At 66.6% G+C, this 14860-nt stretch carries 16 protein-coding genes; 3 read left to right on the forward strand and 13 right to left on the reverse strand.

What is annotated here, in order from left to right; all coding sequences use genetic code 11:
- Positions 1 to 143 precede the first annotated feature (143 nt).
- Positions 144 to 1532: an adenylosuccinate lyase gene (gene purB, locus EKH81_RS12010; protein WP_132057692.1), complete on the forward strand. Its 1389-nt coding sequence runs from the start codon at positions 144 to 146 to the stop codon at positions 1530 to 1532.
- 303 nt (positions 1533 to 1835) lie between these two features.
- Here purB and EKH81_RS12015 read toward each other — a convergent pair whose 3' ends face one another.
- The 7 genes from EKH81_RS12015 to dapA all read right to left on the reverse strand — a co-directional run bounded on the left by EKH81_RS12015 (position 1836) and on the right by dapA (position 8672).
- The gene (locus tag EKH81_RS12015; RefSeq protein WP_132057693.1) at positions 1836 to 2876 is read right to left on the reverse strand and encodes a hypothetical protein; all 1041 of its coding nucleotides are present in this window, start codon (positions 2874 to 2876) and stop codon (positions 1836 to 1838) included.
- A gap of 86 nt (positions 2877 to 2962) precedes the next feature.
- Positions 2963 to 4045, reverse strand: coding sequence for a M20 family metallopeptidase (locus tag EKH81_RS12020; RefSeq protein WP_132057694.1), 1083 nt, complete (start codon positions 4043 to 4045; stop codon positions 2963 to 2965).
- Positions 4042 to 4884, reverse strand: coding sequence for a diaminopimelate epimerase (gene dapF / locus EKH81_RS12025; RefSeq protein WP_132057695.1), 843 nt, complete (start codon positions 4882 to 4884; stop codon positions 4042 to 4044). Before dapF ends, EKH81_RS12020 begins: the two co-directional genes overlap by 4 nt.
- Entirely contained in the window at positions 4881 to 6125 is a 1245-nt protein-coding gene (gene lysA, locus EKH81_RS12030; RefSeq protein ID WP_132057696.1) for a diaminopimelate decarboxylase, read from the reverse strand. Before lysA ends, dapF begins: the two co-directional genes overlap by 4 nt.
- Positions 6126 to 6128: 3 nt before the next feature.
- Entirely contained in the window at positions 6129 to 6962 is an 834-nt protein-coding gene (locus EKH81_RS12035) for a 2,3,4,5-tetrahydropyridine-2,6-dicarboxylate N-succinyltransferase (RefSeq protein WP_132057697.1), read from the reverse strand.
- Positions 6959 to 7735, reverse strand: coding sequence for a 4-hydroxy-tetrahydrodipicolinate reductase (dapB, locus tag EKH81_RS12040; RefSeq protein ID WP_132057698.1), 777 nt, complete (start codon positions 7733 to 7735; stop codon positions 6959 to 6961). The genes EKH81_RS12035 and dapB overlap by 4 nt, the downstream gene beginning before the upstream one ends.
- A 25-nt stretch (positions 7736 to 7760) precedes the next feature.
- Entirely contained in the window at positions 7761 to 8672 is a 912-nt protein-coding gene (gene dapA / locus EKH81_RS12045) for a 4-hydroxy-tetrahydrodipicolinate synthase (protein WP_132057699.1), read from the reverse strand.
- Positions 8673 to 9187: 515 nt separating this feature from the next.
- Between dapA and nreA the strand changes: the two genes are divergently transcribed.
- Together nreA and EKH81_RS12055 are read left to right on the forward strand one after the other, a co-directional pair.
- On the forward strand, positions 9188 to 10447 hold the full coding sequence (gene nreA / locus EKH81_RS12050; protein WP_132057700.1) for a DNA repair protein NreA: 1260 nt from the start codon (positions 9188 to 9190) through the stop codon (positions 10445 to 10447).
- Between the two features lie 77 nt (positions 10448 to 10524).
- Positions 10525 to 10752 carry a hypothetical protein gene (locus tag EKH81_RS12055; protein ID WP_162224609.1) on the forward strand — a complete coding sequence of 76 codons (228 nt, stop codon included), beginning with the start codon at positions 10525 to 10527 and terminating at the stop codon, positions 10750 to 10752.
- An 11-nt stretch (positions 10753 to 10763) separates the two neighbouring features.
- On the opposite strand, the gene EKH81_RS12060 is transcribed toward EKH81_RS12055, so the two are convergent.
- The 6 genes from EKH81_RS12060 to EKH81_RS12085 all read right to left on the reverse strand — a co-directional run bounded on the left by EKH81_RS12060 (position 10764) and on the right by EKH81_RS12085 (position 14794).
- Entirely contained in the window at positions 10764 to 11213 is a 450-nt protein-coding gene (locus tag EKH81_RS12060) for a DUF302 domain-containing protein (protein WP_132057702.1), read from the reverse strand.
- 45 nt (positions 11214 to 11258) lie between these two features.
- Positions 11259 to 11846: a CPBP family intramembrane glutamic endopeptidase gene (locus tag EKH81_RS12065; protein WP_132057770.1), complete on the reverse strand. Its 588-nt coding sequence runs from the start codon at positions 11844 to 11846 to the stop codon at positions 11259 to 11261.
- 94 nt (positions 11847 to 11940) lie between these two features.
- Positions 11941 to 12231, reverse strand: a complete 291-nt coding sequence (locus tag EKH81_RS12070; protein WP_132057703.1) for a DUF5789 family protein — start codon at positions 12229 to 12231, stop codon at positions 11941 to 11943.
- Positions 12232 to 12443: 212 nt separating this feature from the next.
- A complete protein-coding gene (locus tag EKH81_RS12075) occupies positions 12444 to 12758 on the reverse strand; it encodes a HalOD1 output domain-containing protein (protein ID WP_162224610.1) in 315 nt (104 codons plus the stop codon).
- A gap of 111 nt (positions 12759 to 12869) precedes the next feature.
- Positions 12870 to 13457 (reverse strand): plastocyanin/azurin family copper-binding protein, encoded by a 588-nt coding sequence (locus EKH81_RS12080; protein ID WP_368407711.1) that lies wholly within the window; start codon positions 13455 to 13457, stop codon positions 12870 to 12872.
- Between the two features lie 53 nt (positions 13458 to 13510).
- Positions 13511 to 14794: an amidohydrolase gene (locus EKH81_RS12085; protein WP_132057704.1), complete on the reverse strand. Its 1284-nt coding sequence runs from the start codon at positions 14792 to 14794 to the stop codon at positions 13511 to 13513.
- Positions 14795 to 14860 lie beyond the last annotated feature (66 nt).

Genomic DNA, 14860 nt, shown 5'->3' on the forward strand with positions numbered 1-14860 from the left:
AAAGGAGTTGCGGTTCCAAATCAGAGAGTATCCATTTCCTTGCATAGGATGCCCGGTTCGAGCGCGAGTATCCGACCACACTATGCACGCCCGTGTGGCTTCCGACCGACACGCTTTTTGCCCGCGCCCGGACAGTCACGCGTATGAACTCTCTCTACGCAGTATCGCCGCTCGACGGTCGATACGCCGGGCGGACCGAACCCCTGCGCGAGTACGCCAGCGAGGCCGCGCTCATGCGCGCCCGCGTGCGAGTCGAAGTAGAGTATCTGGTCGCGCTCGCCGACCTCGACACCACGCCGCTCGAAATCGGCGAGCGCCACCGCGAGTACCTCCGGACGCTCTACGAGGAGTTCGACGAGTCGGACGCCGAACTGATAAAGCAAATCGAGACCGAGGGGTACGGCGAGTACGACGCCACGAACCACGACGTGAAGGCGGTCGAGTACTTCGTTCGCGAACGCATCGCCGACCCCAAGCTTGCCCACGCGATTCCGTGGATTCACTTCGCGCTGACGAGCGAAGACGTGAACAATCTCGCGTACCGCCTGTTGGTGAAAGGCGGGGTCGAGAACGTCCTCTTGCCGAAACTCGAACGCCTTCGGACCGAACTCGCCGAACTGGCTCGCGAGTACCGCGATGTACCGATGCTCGCCCGGACCCACGGCCAGCCAGCGACTCCCACGACGTTCGGCAAGGAGATGGCCGTCTTCGCATCGCGACTCGGCCGGGCAATTGGGCGCGTGAAGGACGCCCGCGACGGCCTCCAAGGAAAGCTCGCGGGCGCGTCGGGCACCTACGCCGCCCACGTCGCGGCCTACCCGGACGTGGACTGGCCGGAGTTCGCCGACTCGTTCGTCGCGGATCTCGGACTCGAACGGGCACCCCTGACTACGCAGGTCAACCCCTGTGACGACCTCGCGGAACTGTTCGACGCGCTCCGGGGCGCGAACAACGTCCTGCTCGACTTGGACCGGGACGCGTGGCGCTACGTCAGCGACCGCTACCTCGGACAGGACGCCGCGAAGGGAGAGACCGGGTCCTCGACGATGCCCCACAAGGTCAACCCCATCGACTTCGAGAACTCCGAAGGAAATCTCTCGAAGGCGAACTCCGACCTCGTGTTCCTCGGCGACTACGTCACCGAGTCCCGACTCCAGCGCGACCTCTCGGACTCGACGGTCAAACGGAATATCGGGGCCGCCTTCGCCTACTGCCTGCTCGGCTACGTCAAACTACAGGCCGGACTCGGCAAGGTCGTCCCGAACGAGCAGGTCATGCGCGACGAACTCGACGCCACGCCCGAAATCATCGGCGAGGCGGTCCAGACCATCCTCCGGCGCGAGGGCCACGACGACGCCTACGAGCGCGTCAAAGACCTGACTCGGGGCCAGCGCGTCACCCTCGACGACTTCCGGGACCTGTTCGAAGACCTCGACGTGGACGACGAGACGCGCGAAGAACTGTTGGCGTTGACGCCCGCTGGCTACACCGGGGTCGCGAGCGAGATGGTGGACGAACTCGGCGCGGAGTAGGTTCGCCGGATTCCCGCCGGTAAGATTTCGACTTGCGGTTCGGCGCGCGAGAAACGCGCGAGGGATGAGGACCGCAACGGAGCGAAGCGGAGTGAGTAACGCAGGAGGCTGGGGAGGGTCGAGGTGCGGTTTCATTGGCTCAAGTGATTGCTCACAGCCCCGACTGTTTTCACAGCCCCGACTATTCTCACAACTTCGACTGTTCTCCCAATACCGACTGTTCGCAGTCAATAGTCTCTACTCCAATCGACCGTCAAATTCGAATGCTGAACTCACAAACCGGGTCTCCGAATCCACTTCAACTCAGTAGTACACGTCGACGTGGAAGGTGTGTTTCAGGCTGTGGGTGTCCGAGGAGTACCAGTTACTCTTCTCGAACTCGCCCTCCGCGACGAGGTCCATCAGGTCGTGATAGCCGCTCCCCGCCGCCTGTTGGTCGAGCCACGTCGAACTGCCGGGCTTCATCCCGTTGGTGTTCTGGCGGGCGTCGGTCATGTTGAACTCCTCGCTCCACTTCGCGTAGTTGCCGCTCGGACTCGACTCGTCGATGGTCGTGACCGCGGGCTGGGTGTACTGCCAGCCGAGGCTCGCGCTGCTCGTGCCGATGGAGACGCTGATGCTCTGGCTCCCGTCGTTGGTGCCGAGCGGGTCCCACCCGTGGAGGTCCGCCCCGCCCATGCTGTTTTCGCGCCAGTCGTGCATCGGATAGCCGACGTTGTTCTCCCAGTCGGAGTCGTACTTCTGGACGCCGGGCTCCATCACGAAGACGTGCTTGATGCCGTACGCGTCCTGCGCGGCGTCGCCGTCGTCTTCGAGTTCGTTCAGGTCGAAGTTGTTGGTGACACAGCCGTACGGCTCCTCGCAGAAGTCGGCTTCGTCGTGGAGAATCATGTCCCACGACCCGGCTTGGGCGGTCACGTCGTCGGTCCCGGCGGTGTCGCCGCGCTCGAAGGCCTCCGCTCGACTCGAAACCCGGTCGTGAAGCCGACCCACCGAGTTGGCGTCGCCCGCGATGCCGGTGTACTGGTGGGGAACGCCGTTCTCGTCGATTCGGTACGCGTACGACACGACGGTTCCGTCCTCGGGGTCGGGGGTCGAGCGCGCGGGCGGGGCTTCGAGGTCGCCGCCGCGGTCGTTGAACTCCGCGAGCGCGCCCTTTCGGACTTCCTCGATGTGTTTGGTTCCGACTCCGTTTCCGAATCGACCTTTCGCGACGTGGACGTCGCTCTGTGCCGGACCGCGGGCGCTCACCGTACTCGTGAACGCGCCAGCCGAAAGCGCGACGCCGGTCGCGCGCAAAAAGCTTCGTCGGTCGGTGCCAGTCGTGCGTTGGTCGTCCGTCATGACGGCTAGGAATCAAACTACTCTAACTTATATTTAATTATTAGAAAGAGGAAAATTACTGGCGGCGATGCCTCCGAACAGTTCCGTCACGCGAGCAGGCGCGCGAGCGAGGCGGTCACCGCCTCGCTCGCGCGCTCGACTTCCGCGACCGGGACGTACTCGCGCGGCGAGTGGGCGACCGCGCCCTCGTCGTCGGCGAGCGACCCCGGCCCGAACACCACGGTCGGCGCAATCGGCGCGAAGTACGACGCTTCGGTCGCGGCGTAGAACGGCCGCACGTCGCCGCCGCTCGCGTCCCGGAGCGCCCGGACCACCTCGGCGCTTTCGGACGTCTCGAACGCCTCCAGAAACGGCATCTTCCACTCCGGGAGGGTGACCTCGACGCCCACGTCGTCGGGCGCGTGGCTCCGAAGGTGGTCTTCCAGCGCGTCCCGGAACCCCCTCGCGGATTCGGGCGGGACGCTCCGGCGGTCCACCACGACCGAACACTCCGCAGGCACCTGATTCGCGGTGTCGCCGCCCTCGATTGTGGTCGGCGTCAGGGTGGGCGCACCGAGCAGGTCCGTCGGGTCCGGCGTGTCCTCGCGGTCGCCGAAGGTGTCGAACGCCGCGAGCAGGTCCCCGGCCGCCCGGACCGCGTTGACTCCCGATTCGGGTTCGGCGGCGTGGGCGTTCGACCCCGAGACCTCGACGGTCGCCTGAAATCGCCCTTTGGCGGCGTTGCACACGTCGAGTTCGGTGGGTTCGCCCACGATGAACGCGTCGGGTTCGGGGTCGAAGTCGAGCGCGCGCGCCCCGGCCGTAGCCGTCTCCTCGTCGGGCGTGACCGCGAGCGTGACCCGGCCGCGCTCGGGGTCGGTCGCCAGAAACGCCCCCACGAACGCGGCGAGCGGTCCCTTCGCGTCGCACGACCCGCGACCGCGAATCACGTCCCCGTCGCGCGAGAACGCGACGTGGGGCGGCACGGTGTCGATGTGGGTGTTGAGGACGACGTGCGGCCCCGCCCGGTCGGAGTCCCGGACCGCGATGGTGTTCCCGGCGTCGTCCACGTGCACGTCGATTCCCGCCGAGTCGATGGTGTCCACGAGCAGGTCGCGCATCTCCGTCACGTCCTCGTGTGAGGGCGTCCGCACTGCGTCTTCGAGGAATTCGATAGGGTCGAAGCTCACGCCTGACCCACCCGTCGCGGTTCAGGCGACGACCCGACTTCGCCCTCGAACTCCCGGACGGTCGGGCCGGTCAGGGTCGCGCCGTCGCCGAGCGTCACGTCGAGGCGACCGCCCGGCGGATGCACCGCGACCGAGTCGTCGTCGAGTCGGCCGAGTTTCCGTGCGACTGCGGCGATGGCGACCGCGCCAGTGCCACACGACCGCGTCTCGCCCTCGACGCCGCGCTCGAAGGTTCGCTGGTCGAACCCGCCGTCGAGTCGGGGCGACGCGAGGTTGACGTTCGCGCCCTCGGGGAACGCGTCGGCGCTCCGAATCGCGGGCGCTATCGCTTCGAGGTCGATTTCGTCCACGTCCTCGACGAAGGCAACGGCGTGCGGGACGCCGGTGTTGACCGCGGTCACCTCGAACCCCTCGACCGTCTCGGTCACGAGGGGTTCCTCGCGCGCGACCGGCACCGCGTCGGGCGCGAAGGTGGGCTCGCCCATCTCGATGGTGACTTCGTCGCCGTCGATTTCGGCCCGGCGGGTGCCCGCCTGCGTGTCGAGCATGATTTCGTCCGCCCCGGTCCGTTCGGCCGCCCACTTCGCGGCGCACCGCGCGCCGTTGCCGCACATCGCGGCGGTCGAACCGTCGGGCTGAACCAGCGTCATCACGGCTCTCGGGGGCGAGAACCGACCTTCGAGCGCGAGGAAGAGGACGCCGTCCGCGCCCACGCCGTCGGGGGCCTGCGGGTCGCAGACCGCCCGCGCGAACGCCGTCCTGTCGGGGACGTACTCGTCCGCGTCTACGATTACGAAGTCGTTGCCGGTGCCGTGGTACTTCTGGTACTGGATGGTCATCGTCGCTCCTCTACTGCCGTTACGTCCGCCATCGTTTCGCGCCGCCGCGCCGGAGTCGCCGAATCGTCGGCCAGGACGACCGACGCCGGGCGGGGGCGGGAGTTGTACTGGCTCGCCATCTCGTAGCCGTAGGCTCCGGCGTTGCCGATGGCGAGCAGGTCGCCGCGCTCGGGGGCCGGAAGGTCGTGTTCGCCGAATGTGTCCGAACTCTCACAGACCGGGCCGACGACTGTGACCTCTCGGGTCGGGCGGTCCTCCCATTCGTCCGAGAGGCTCCGAATCTCGTGATGGGCGTCGTAAATCGCGGGCCGCGCGAGGTCGGTCATCCCCGCGCCGACGCCCACGACGGTCGCGCCGGGAGCCTCCTTGACCGTGTTGACTCGCGTGAGCAGGACCCCGGCGTCCGCGACGAGGTAGCGACCGGGTTCGACCGCGAGGGTGGCGTCGATACTGCCCACCGCTTCGCGGGTCGCCTCGGCCACTGCGTCGAGGTTGAGGGGGTCCTCGTCCGGAGAATAGGGAACGCCGAAGCCGCCGCCTATATCGACGAATTCGAGGTCGATGCCACGATGGGCGACCTCGCGCGCGAGGTCGCCCATCCGCGAGACGAGTTCGCGGTGCGCCGAGAGGTCTTCGCCCGAGATGCCGCTTCCGGCGTGGGCGTGGATGCCCACGACATCGAAGTCCTCTCGGGCCGAATCGAGCAGGTCCGGAACGTCGTCGTAGGGCACGCCGAACTTCGCGTCCGCGCCGGTCGCCACCTTCTCGTGGTGGCCCGCGCCGACGCCGGGATTGACGCGGATACAGAGTCGGCCGTCGTAGCCGCGCTCCGCGAGTCGGTCCACGGTATCGGCCGCGCCCGCGGTGAACGTGAGTTCGGGCCGGTCGGCCGCGAGTTCGACCGCGCGGTCGAGGTCGCCGTCCGGCGGATTGACCGCGGTGTACTGGACGTGTTCGGGCGGAACCTCGGCGTCGAGCGCGCGCTGGAGTTCGCCCGGAGATGCGCATTCGATGCCCGCACCCTCGTCGGCGAGGGCCTGGAGGACCGGCCGGACGGTGTTTGCCTTCGCGGCGTAGTGAACGTCCGCGTCGGGGAACGCCCGGGCCATCCGGCGGTAGTTCTCGCGCACGCGGTCCAAATCGAGGACGTACAGCGGTGTGTCGTACTCGTCGGCGAGCGAGTCGAGTCGGTCGGCGGGCCAGTCGGCGAGTCGTCGGACGGGTGGATTGTCAGCGTTCATGGATTACTCCCGGAGCGCGTCCTCTCGTTCGACGCCCTCCAGCGTGGTCTCTTGTACGTCCATTGCGACGACCGCGGGCTTGAAAGCTCCGCCGTCGAACAGGTCGTGGTCGCCGACCGACGACTCCACGAACCGGGTGAACGCCCGGCGGTTCGGCGGGAGGTGGCCGTAGACGACTTCCTCCTCCACGAGGTCGTAGACCGGGATTCGGGGCGTGAGCAGGGTGTTTTCGGCGACGACGGAGTTCTCGCCCACGACGAATCCCGAGGTCACGCGGCACCCCGCGCCGAGCGACGCGCCGTCCTCGACCACGACGGGCGCGCCCTCCACGGGTTCGAGGACGCCGCCGATGAGGGTGTTCGCGCCCAGTTTCACGTCTGCGCCGATTTGGGCGCACGACCCGACCGTGTCGCACGAATCGATGAGCGTCCGGTCGCCGACGTACGCGCCGATGTTGACGAAACTCGGACTCATCATGATGCAGTCCTCGCCGAGGTAGCTCCCCGGCCGGAGGACGGTGCCGTCGGGCGTGTTTCGGGTGCCGCGCTCGCCCAAATCGTCGGTCCGCCGGAGCGGAAGCACGTCGTAGTAGGTCGTACCGCCGTACTCGCGGCCTTCGGTCTCGCGCAGGCCGAAGTTCAGGAGGATTCCGCGCTTGACCCACGCGTTGGCCTCCCACTCGTCACCTCGCTTCTCGGCGGCCCGAATCTCGCCAGATTCGAGCGCGTCGAGAAACGCGTCGAGCGCGTCGTACTCCTCGCGTCCTGCGCTTTCGGCGGACACGTCGCCCGCGTCGTATCGGTGCCACAGTTCTTCGATTTGTGTTTCCAGACTCATCGTTCTGCCTCCACTACGTCCGCAAAGTCGTACCAGCCCGGTTCTCGGTCCGCGAGCCACACCGCGGCGTCGAGCGCGCCCTCGGCGAAGACGCCGCGGTCCTCCGCGCGGTGGGTGAGTCGGACCTCCTCGTGGTTGCCCGCGAGCAGGACCTCGTGTTCGCCCGTGATGGTGCCCGCCCGACGCGAGTGGACGCCGATTTCGCTCGCCTCTCGCGGAGCCTCGCCCTCGCGCCCGTGGACGAGGCTGGCGTCTTCACGCCCTTGTTCAATCGTCTCCAGAATCGTCTTCGCGGTCCCGCTCGGCGCGTCGCGCTTCCGATTGTGGTGAGTCTCGGTGACCTCCACGTCGTAGCCCGGTAAGGCCCCAATTGCCGACTCGACCGCCGACAGCAGGGCTTGGACGCCGCGCCCGAAGTTCGACGCCTTCAGGATTGGCGCGTACTCGGCGAGTTCGCGGAGGGATGCCTCACTCGCGTCGTCGAATCCAGTGGTTCCGACCACGCTAGCGACACCCGCCTCGGTCGCGACCGCGACGTAGTTCTGACTGCTCGCTGGCCCGGTGAAGTCCACGACTGCATCGGGGTCGCGCTCGGCCAGCAGTCGGTCGAACTCCCGAGCGGGTTCGACCGGAACTCCGGCGACTTCTGCGCCCTCTTCGGGGTCACGATTGACTGCGAACGCGACTTCCACATCGTCGCGCGCGCTGGCGGCGTCGATGACCGCCCGGCCCATTTGTCCGGTCGCCCCCGTGACGCCGACGGCGACGGTCATGGGTGATTCTCACTCGCGTGTGCGCTCATTGTCGTACCACATTCGAGTCTGACGCTAACGTTTCGAGGATACCTGCAAGTTCTGCCCGATTCTCCGGAGCGAGGCGAGTCAGCGGCGACCGGACCGTTCCGGGACCGTGCCCGCGAAGCTCCATCGCCTCCTTCACCGGAATCGGGTTCGTCTCGGCGAACAACGCGCGGAACAGCGGCGCGAGTTCCTCGTGAATCTCGCGGGCGCGGCCGAACTCGTCGTCGCGCGCGGCCGACACCATCGCCCCGAGTCGCTCGGGTTCGACGTTCGCGGCCACGCTGATGGTGCCGGTCGCACCGATTGAGAGCATCGGGAGCGTGAGGAAGTCGTCACCCGAGAGGACCGAGAACTCCTCGTCGCGGGTTCGCTCGACGACCTCGCCGATTCGGCCGAGGTCGCCGCTCGCGGCCTTGTAGCCCACGATATTCTCGTGGCTTGCCAGTGCGGCCGCAGTCCCGACTTCGATGTTGCGCCCCGTGCGCGAGGGGACGTTGTAGAGAATCTGGGGCAAATCCACCTCGTCGGCGATAGTCCGGTAGTGGCGCTCCATCCCCTCGGGTTCGGGCTTGTTGTAGTACGGCGAGATGAGGAGCAGAGCGTCGGCCCCGGCCGACGCCGAGCGCCGCGAGAGTTCGACCGCCTCGCGCGTGGAGTTACTCCCAGCGCCCGCAATCACGGGCACGTCCACGGTTTCTGCAACTGCTTCGACCACTTCGACGTGCTCGTCGTGAGTCAGGGTCGCGCTCTCGCCGGTCGAACCGACCGGAACGAGACCGTCAACGCCTGCCGTCTCCAAGCGTCGGGCGTCGGCTCGCAGTTGGTCGAAGTCGATGCTGTCGTCGGGTCCGAACGGTGTCGTCATCGCGGGGTACACCCCGCTGAACGGTTCATCTGTGTTGTCTGTCATGTATCGGGTGTCGCTACGTCGGGACTGTTAGTGAGCGGTGCAAAACGAGAATGGCCCGCGACGGGGACGCTACGCCCGCCTCAAGCCGACAGAAAACCGCGTTTTGTGGGTTTCAGCCCCGCGAAAACGGCCGCCCCACCGGCGACTGGCGAGGTGCGCGTGCCAGCCGCGGCGGCGACGGAGTTCATACACGACGGACGAATTTGTGCGAACTTAGCTCTTGCGCTCCGGAGAACAGTGCCCGATTCGACACGTGGATTCAAATACCAAAACGCGACCAACTCGCGGCGTGACCTGATAGCCACCGCGGAGCGGCTTGGAGGTGAAGTCCCACGCCTCACCTCGGACGCGCTCGCAGGCGCATCGCGCCTGCGAGCGCGAGCGCGACACGCCCGCTCCGCGCTCGAACGCCTGCCCGACGGCTGATTGCACAATATCAATCGCGCCGAACGCGTGTCGCCTGTTCGCCACCCCGCGAGTAAGCTTCAAACCCTTCGGGTCCCAAGCAGAGTCGAATGCGGCTCGACGAGTACATCGAGGACCTCGAACCCGACGAAGATCAGCGTCGCCGCCGTCTCGCCGAGCAGAAGTCCTACGAAATTCTCGACTACGTGGACGAGGTGAAAGACCGCTTCTCCGAGGTCACGCAGGGCGACACGATGGTCGGCAGCACCTCGCCGTCGGTGTTCGTCGGCCGGTCGAACTACCCCAACGTTTCGACAGGCATCCTCTCGCCGGTCGGTGCCGAGGAGCGCGCGGCCGAGTTCTCGGTCTCGGGCGAGTGGTACCAGCGCGGCCTCGGTATCGATGACGTGCTCCAGTACCGGACGGGCCTGCTGAACTCGAATCGGGGGGCCAACGTCGGGAACGTCTCGGACGCGTGGGACGGCTTCCTCGGCACTCAGCGCGAGGTCGCCATCGCCGACCGGCCCGTGGACGTGGAAATCGGCCTCTCGAACTCGCTCGACCTCGATTTGAGCGTTGACGACGTGACCTCGCCCACGGGTCCGGCGGCGCGCGCGACCTCCGCCGACCTCACCGAGAACCCCCACGTCCCGCGCCCGGTCAAGAAGACGCTCGAAGACGACGACTGGCAAGCGCAGGGCGCGATGACCTACCTCTACCGGAGAGGGTTCGACGTGTACGACATCAACGACATCCTCTCGGCTGGCGCGCTCGGCCGCGGCGAGAACCGCCGACTCGTTCCGACTCGATGGTCGATTACCGCCGTGGACGACACCATCGGGAAGTTCCTCCGCGGACAGATTCGGACGAACCCGAGCGTGAACGAGACGCAGGTCTGGATGAACGAGTACGTCGGCAATCGCTACTGGGTGATTCTCACGCCGGGCCAGTGGGAGTTCGAACTGGTCGAGATGAAAGCCCCGGGAAGCATCTGGAATCAGGACCCCAACGGCGAGACGTGGATGGGAAGCGCCTCCGAGGGGTTCGAGGGCCGGACCAAGTACGTCGAGGAGACGGCTGGCGCGTACTACGCGTCCCGACTCGCCGCTCTCGAACACCTCGAGTCCGTGGGGAGACAGGCGAAGTGTCTCGTCCTCCGGGAGGTGTCCGACGATTACTGGGCACCCGTCGGCGTCTGGCAGATTCGCGAGAGCGTCCGCAACGCCTTCGACGGCGAATTTGGCGAAGCCGAGACGTTCCACGGCGCGGTCCGAGAAATCGTCCCCCAGCTCCCGGTGTCGCTCGGCGACCTCCGCCGGAAGTCCGACATGCTCTCTGGCCTGCAGGCGAATCTCACCGACTTCTCGTAGCGTCGGTGTCACCGGGGAGAGGGGGAGCCTCACGTCAGCCACACAAGACTTATTCGCTCGCTCGCGCCAGTTCCGGTATGGTCCCGCTGTTCGGTCCCGTCCCCGGCGGCTTAGAGCTGATCATCATCTTCTTCGTCGTGGTCTTGATGTTCGGACTCCCGCTCGCACTGCTCGGCGGCGGCTTCTTCGTCTACCAGCGCTCGAAGCCCGAGGCTCCAGCGGACGACGAACTCCGCGCGCTCCGCCGGGAAGTCGAGGCGCTCCGCGAGGAAATCGAGCGACTGGACGACGACGAAAACGAGTAGGCGAGAGGTCGCTACTCGGCGTCGAGATTCGCCCACGCCTCCTCGACGAACTCACCGGTATCCGCCACGATGTCGGCCCACTCGTCGTCGTCGGGAGCCATCCCGGCGAGTCGCGCGATTCGCATGATGCTGACGTGGTACACTTTCTGGCGCCCCGGTTCCTGCTCCCAGACCACCACGTTACACGGGAACAGCGCGCCGATTCGGTTCTCGCTCGCGTCGAGTGCCCGGTCGGCCATGTTCGGATTGCACGCGCCGAGCACGTAGTACGGGTCGCGGCCCGCATCGACCTTCTCGTTGAGCATCTCCGAAGCCGAGAACTCGACCGCGACGCCGAACCCGGCGTCGGTGAACGCCTCGCGAACGTGTTCGACCGCTTTGTCGTGGTCCATCTCGAGGGTCGCTTCCTTCTCGCCGATGTCTCCGGCGGCGAGTGCTGTGGGGTCGATTGGAAGAGTCATACAAGACTTCCTTCGCGCCCAATCGTGAAAAACTCACCCGTCGGCTCAGAGCGGAATCGGGAGCCACGAGAGCAACCGGAGGACCAGTTCGGGCGGCACGACCGGCGGGTGCAACACCAGCCAGTCGAGCGCGGCCAGTCCCAGCCCGTGGGCGACCACCGACGGGAGGATGGACTCGCTCTTGTAATCGACCGCGCCGAACAGCACGTCGGTCGGTCCCGACAGCGCCAGTTCGATTGGCGGTTTGTAGAGGTGGTGGAACGCGTACACCACGGGGCTGATGAACACGCTCTTGAACCCGATTTCGCGCACGCCGACACAGAGCAGTCCCCGGTAGTACGTCTCGGCGGCGACCGCGACGATGAACTGCTTGAGCGCGTGGGGGAGAAACTCCCCGAGCGCCGCGCCGGTCTCCCACATCGGGTAGTACGCGCGAATCGTGGGGAGCGACGACCCCACGACGTAGAACGGGAGGACGAACAGCGACAGCAACACGGTGTTTCGAATCGCGGTCCGATTCACTCGATAGCCGATGTGGCGGCCGTGGGTGAGTGCCAGCGCGAGCGGCGCGAGAATGTACACCACCACGTCGCGGACGAGTCGCTCGTTCAGGCCGCTCACGTCCCACGACATCCAGACCGCGGTCAGGACTGCGCCCGCGAGGAGCGACCGCTGAACCCAACTCAGTCGAGCGAGTCCCCGGCGGACCGACCGCGCGACCGACACGCTACTCGTCGGCGGTCGGTACCGGTCCCGTCCCGACGACCTCGCGGACGTTGCGGAGGAACTCCTGGCGACTCTCGAAGTACGTTTCGTCCACGTCGTCGAGCAGGTCGGTCAGCGTCTGGGGTCCGTCGGGCGTCCGAACCGTCTCCTCGCCCACCTTCCGGACGACTTCGCTCTTTTGAATCGGCCAGTGGAGTCGCGAGGCGACGCGCGCGAGCGGCGCACCCTCGACGGAGTCGCCCTCGCCGAGTTCCACGGCAGGTTCCTCGTCGTCTTCGTTTTCGTCGGCCATGACGCGACCTTCGAAACCCTCCGGATTAGAGCTTTCGGAACGACCTCTCGGCGTGCGCTGAATCGCGGCGCGGGCGCGATTCTCCGGGAGAAACACCCACGCGAAAACGCGGCGTCGCTCACGAGCGACGCCGCGTTTTCGCCGGGAGTTCCCAATCGGGGAAATTCAGGCACTGCGGGCACGGTGGGGTCGTCTCCGTTCCAAATCTGTTCTCACTCGCGGACGACGACGTGGCCGTCGCTGTACACCGTTATTTCGTATCCGAGAAGGCTGAATACCACGTGGCCGCTGCCGCGCGGAATACCGTTGTGTCGGTCGCTGAAAAGGTTGTCGAGCGCGTCGGGGTCTATCTGGTCGTAGAGCGATGCACCGAGTTCGGCGGGTTCGACGTCGGCGGCGTCGGCGACTGCGTCGATGACCGCCGTGCTGAGCGGTTCGGTCTGGCCGTAGGGCACGGTCGATTCCGCGCCACCGATACTATCGCCGTGAGTCGTGTCGTGGGGGTTCTCGCTCAGATTTTCAGTCATCTAGTATCTTCCTCCGTGAAGTACGGGAGTGGTTACGAGTGCTCTCGCTATCTATAAAAGTTCTCCGCATCACATTGAATAAGATGGTTTTTAATTGCGAATACGGGCGACTCACTCCTCCCCGTAATCGCCGCCGTACTTGAGCAGGAAGTACGCGAGACCGACGATTGCGACCATTGCCGAGACCGTGGCGACCGCGACCAATCGCGCGCTCTCGGGAATCGCGGGGGTCCCACCGTCGTTGTCGCCTCCGTTGCCGTCCCCGTCGGCCGAGACGGTGAGTTCGGCGACCATGCCCGCGGTCTCGTGGGGAATACAGAAGTAACCGTAGGTGCCCTCGACCTCGAAGGTGTACTCGTAGCTTTCGCCGCCAGGGATGTCGCCCTGGTCCGGGTAGGCGTCCCGAGCCGCCTGTTCGCTGTCGAACCCGCCCGACGCGAAGTACTCGGCATCGTCCGGAATCTCGTCCTCGTAGGCGGTCACCGAGTGACCGACGTTCCCGACGTTCTCCCAGACGACGGTGGTGCCCGGCGTGACAGTGGTCGCGTCCGGGTCGAACACGAGACCGTCGGTCATGTCTATCGTGGTCTGGTCCTGCGCGCTCGCCTCGTTCGAGGCGAGCGCAGCCGCGGCGGTCGCACCCCCCGCGGTGCGAAGGAACTCCCTGCGCGAAACGTCGGCCGATTGGTCCCCCATCATCCCCTCGGGGTTCGACCCCCTACTTGAAAACGATTGGCTCGGGAGCGGTCGGCTCAGGGCCGTCGGTCGGCTATCTCGGCGATGGCGTCGACCAGCACGTCGATTCCGAGCGGAATCGACGCCTCGTCCACGTCGAACGTCGCGGTGTGGTGGCCGCCGGGGTGGTCGGTGCCGACGCCGACGTAGGCCGCGAGACCGCCGTTTCGCTGGACCGCGCGCATCAGGTACGCGGCGTCTTCGCTCCCGCCGAGGGTCGCGCGCTCGACGACGTTCTCCACGTCGTCGTTCCCATCGGCCACGTCGCCGACGAGGTCCGCGAGTGGGTCGTCGCTGTCGGCGCTCGGGGCCTCGCTGTCGGTTGTGATTTCGACCTCGCAGCCGTGCATCTCGGCCGCGTTCTCGACGGTTCGCGTGCCGCGGGCCTTCATGTACTCCATGAGTTCGGTCGTCTCGCCCCGGACCTCGGCCTCCACGAACGCCTCGTCGGCGATGATGTTGGTCGCGGTCCCGCCGCCGATTCGTCCGGCGTTGATTCGGGTCGCGCCGTCCTCGTGGCGCGGGATGGCGTAGAGGTTCTGAATCGCAGTCGTGACCGCCTGTATCGCGTTGTCGCCCTCGTTGGGTTGGCCTCCGGCGTGGGCGGGCGACCCCTCGAACTCGGCGAGCAACTGGCTGACCGCGAGGAAGCCGTCGAGACCCGCGATGACCTCGCCCGTCGCGTGGTCGAGACCGACGTGAACCGCGAGCAGGTAGTCCACGTCGTCGATGTGTTCGCTCTCGGCCATCGGCTTGCCGCCCGCGCTCATCTCCTCGCCCGGTTGGAAGAACACCTTGAGCGTCCCCTCGAAGTCGGTGTCGGCTATCGCGTCGATGACGCCGAGACCGATGGTCGCGTGGGCGTCGTGGCCGCAGGCGTGCATCGCGCCCTCGCGCTCGGACCGGAACCCCTCGGCCGCGGGAACGTGGTCGTCGTCGGTCGATTCCTCGCGGAGCAGGCCGTCGATGTCCACCCGGAGCGCCACGGTCGGTCCGTCTCCCTGTTCGACCACGGCGACCGCGCCCGTGTAGCCGCCTTCGAGTCGTTCGAGGATGTCCGGGTCCGCACCGGCGTCGAGCGCGTCGTCGTACCACGCCCGGATTTCGTCGTCGCCGGGGACCGACATGCGCTCGTCTTCGGCGAGCGCGTCCCGGCCGACGTGGAGTTCGTCCACGCCGAGTCCTTCGAGTTCCTCGACGATTCGGGCCGTGGTGTAGAACTCCCGCCACGCGGGTTCGGGGTGTCGGTGGAGGTCGCGTCGAATCTCGACCAGTCGGTCGCGAACTGACTGCTGGCTCATGTGCGTTGGGAGGGGTGGCGGAAGCTTAAGTGCTGGCGGCCCGGCAATCCGAACCTCGATTGGCCG

The sequence above is a fragment of the Halorussus amylolyticus genome (assembly GCF_004143485.2).
Taxonomy (GTDB): domain Archaea; phylum Halobacteriota; class Halobacteria; order Halobacteriales; family Haladaptataceae; genus Halorussus; species Halorussus amylolyticus.

Bases quoted from the DNA above. Each gene is read 5' to 3' on its own strand.
- EKH81_RS12080 (WP_368407711.1), bottom strand. From the start codon at position 13,457: ATGATGGGGGACCAATCGGCCGACGTTTCGCGCAGGGAGTTCCTTCGC.
- EKH81_RS12060 (WP_132057702.1), bottom strand. From the start codon at position 11,213: ATGACTCTTCCAATCGACCCCACAGCACTCGCCGCCGGAGACATCGGC.
- EKH81_RS12065 (WP_132057770.1), bottom strand. From the start codon at position 11,846: ATGTCGTGGGACGTGAGCGGCCTGAACGAGCGACTCGTCCGCGACGTG.
- dapB (WP_132057698.1), bottom strand. From the start codon at position 7,735: ATGACCGTCGCCGTCGGCGTCACGGGGGCGACCGGACAAATGGGCCGG.
- purB (WP_132057692.1), top strand. From the start codon at position 144: ATGAACTCTCTCTACGCAGTATCGCCGCTCGACGGTCGATACGCCGGG.
- EKH81_RS12085 (WP_132057704.1), bottom strand. From the start codon at position 14,794: ATGAGCCAGCAGTCAGTTCGCGACCGACTGGTCGAGATTCGACGCGAC.
- EKH81_RS12035 (WP_132057697.1), bottom strand. From the start codon at position 6,962: ATGAGTCTGGAAACACAAATCGAAGAACTGTGGCACCGATACGACGCG.
- lysA (WP_132057696.1), bottom strand. From the start codon at position 6,125: ATGAACGCTGACAATCCACCCGTCCGACGACTCGCCGACTGGCCCGCC.
- EKH81_RS12070 (WP_132057703.1), bottom strand. From the start codon at position 12,231: ATGGCCGACGAAAACGAAGACGACGAGGAACCTGCCGTGGAACTCGGC.
- nreA (WP_132057700.1), top strand. From the start codon at position 9,188: ATGCGGCTCGACGAGTACATCGAGGACCTCGAACCCGACGAAGATCAG.
- EKH81_RS12055 (WP_162224609.1), top strand. From the start codon at position 10,525: ATGGTCCCGCTGTTCGGTCCCGTCCCCGGCGGCTTAGAGCTGATCATC.
- EKH81_RS12075 (WP_162224610.1), bottom strand. From the start codon at position 12,758: ATGACTGAAAATCTGAGCGAGAACCCCCACGACACGACTCACGGCGAT.
- dapF (WP_132057695.1), bottom strand. From the start codon at position 4,884: ATGACCATCCAGTACCAGAAGTACCACGGCACCGGCAACGACTTCGTA.
- EKH81_RS12015 (WP_132057693.1), bottom strand. From the start codon at position 2,876: ATGACGGACGACCAACGCACGACTGGCACCGACCGACGAAGCTTTTTG.
- dapA (WP_132057699.1), bottom strand. From the start codon at position 8,672: ATGACAGACAACACAGATGAACCGTTCAGCGGGGTGTACCCCGCGATG.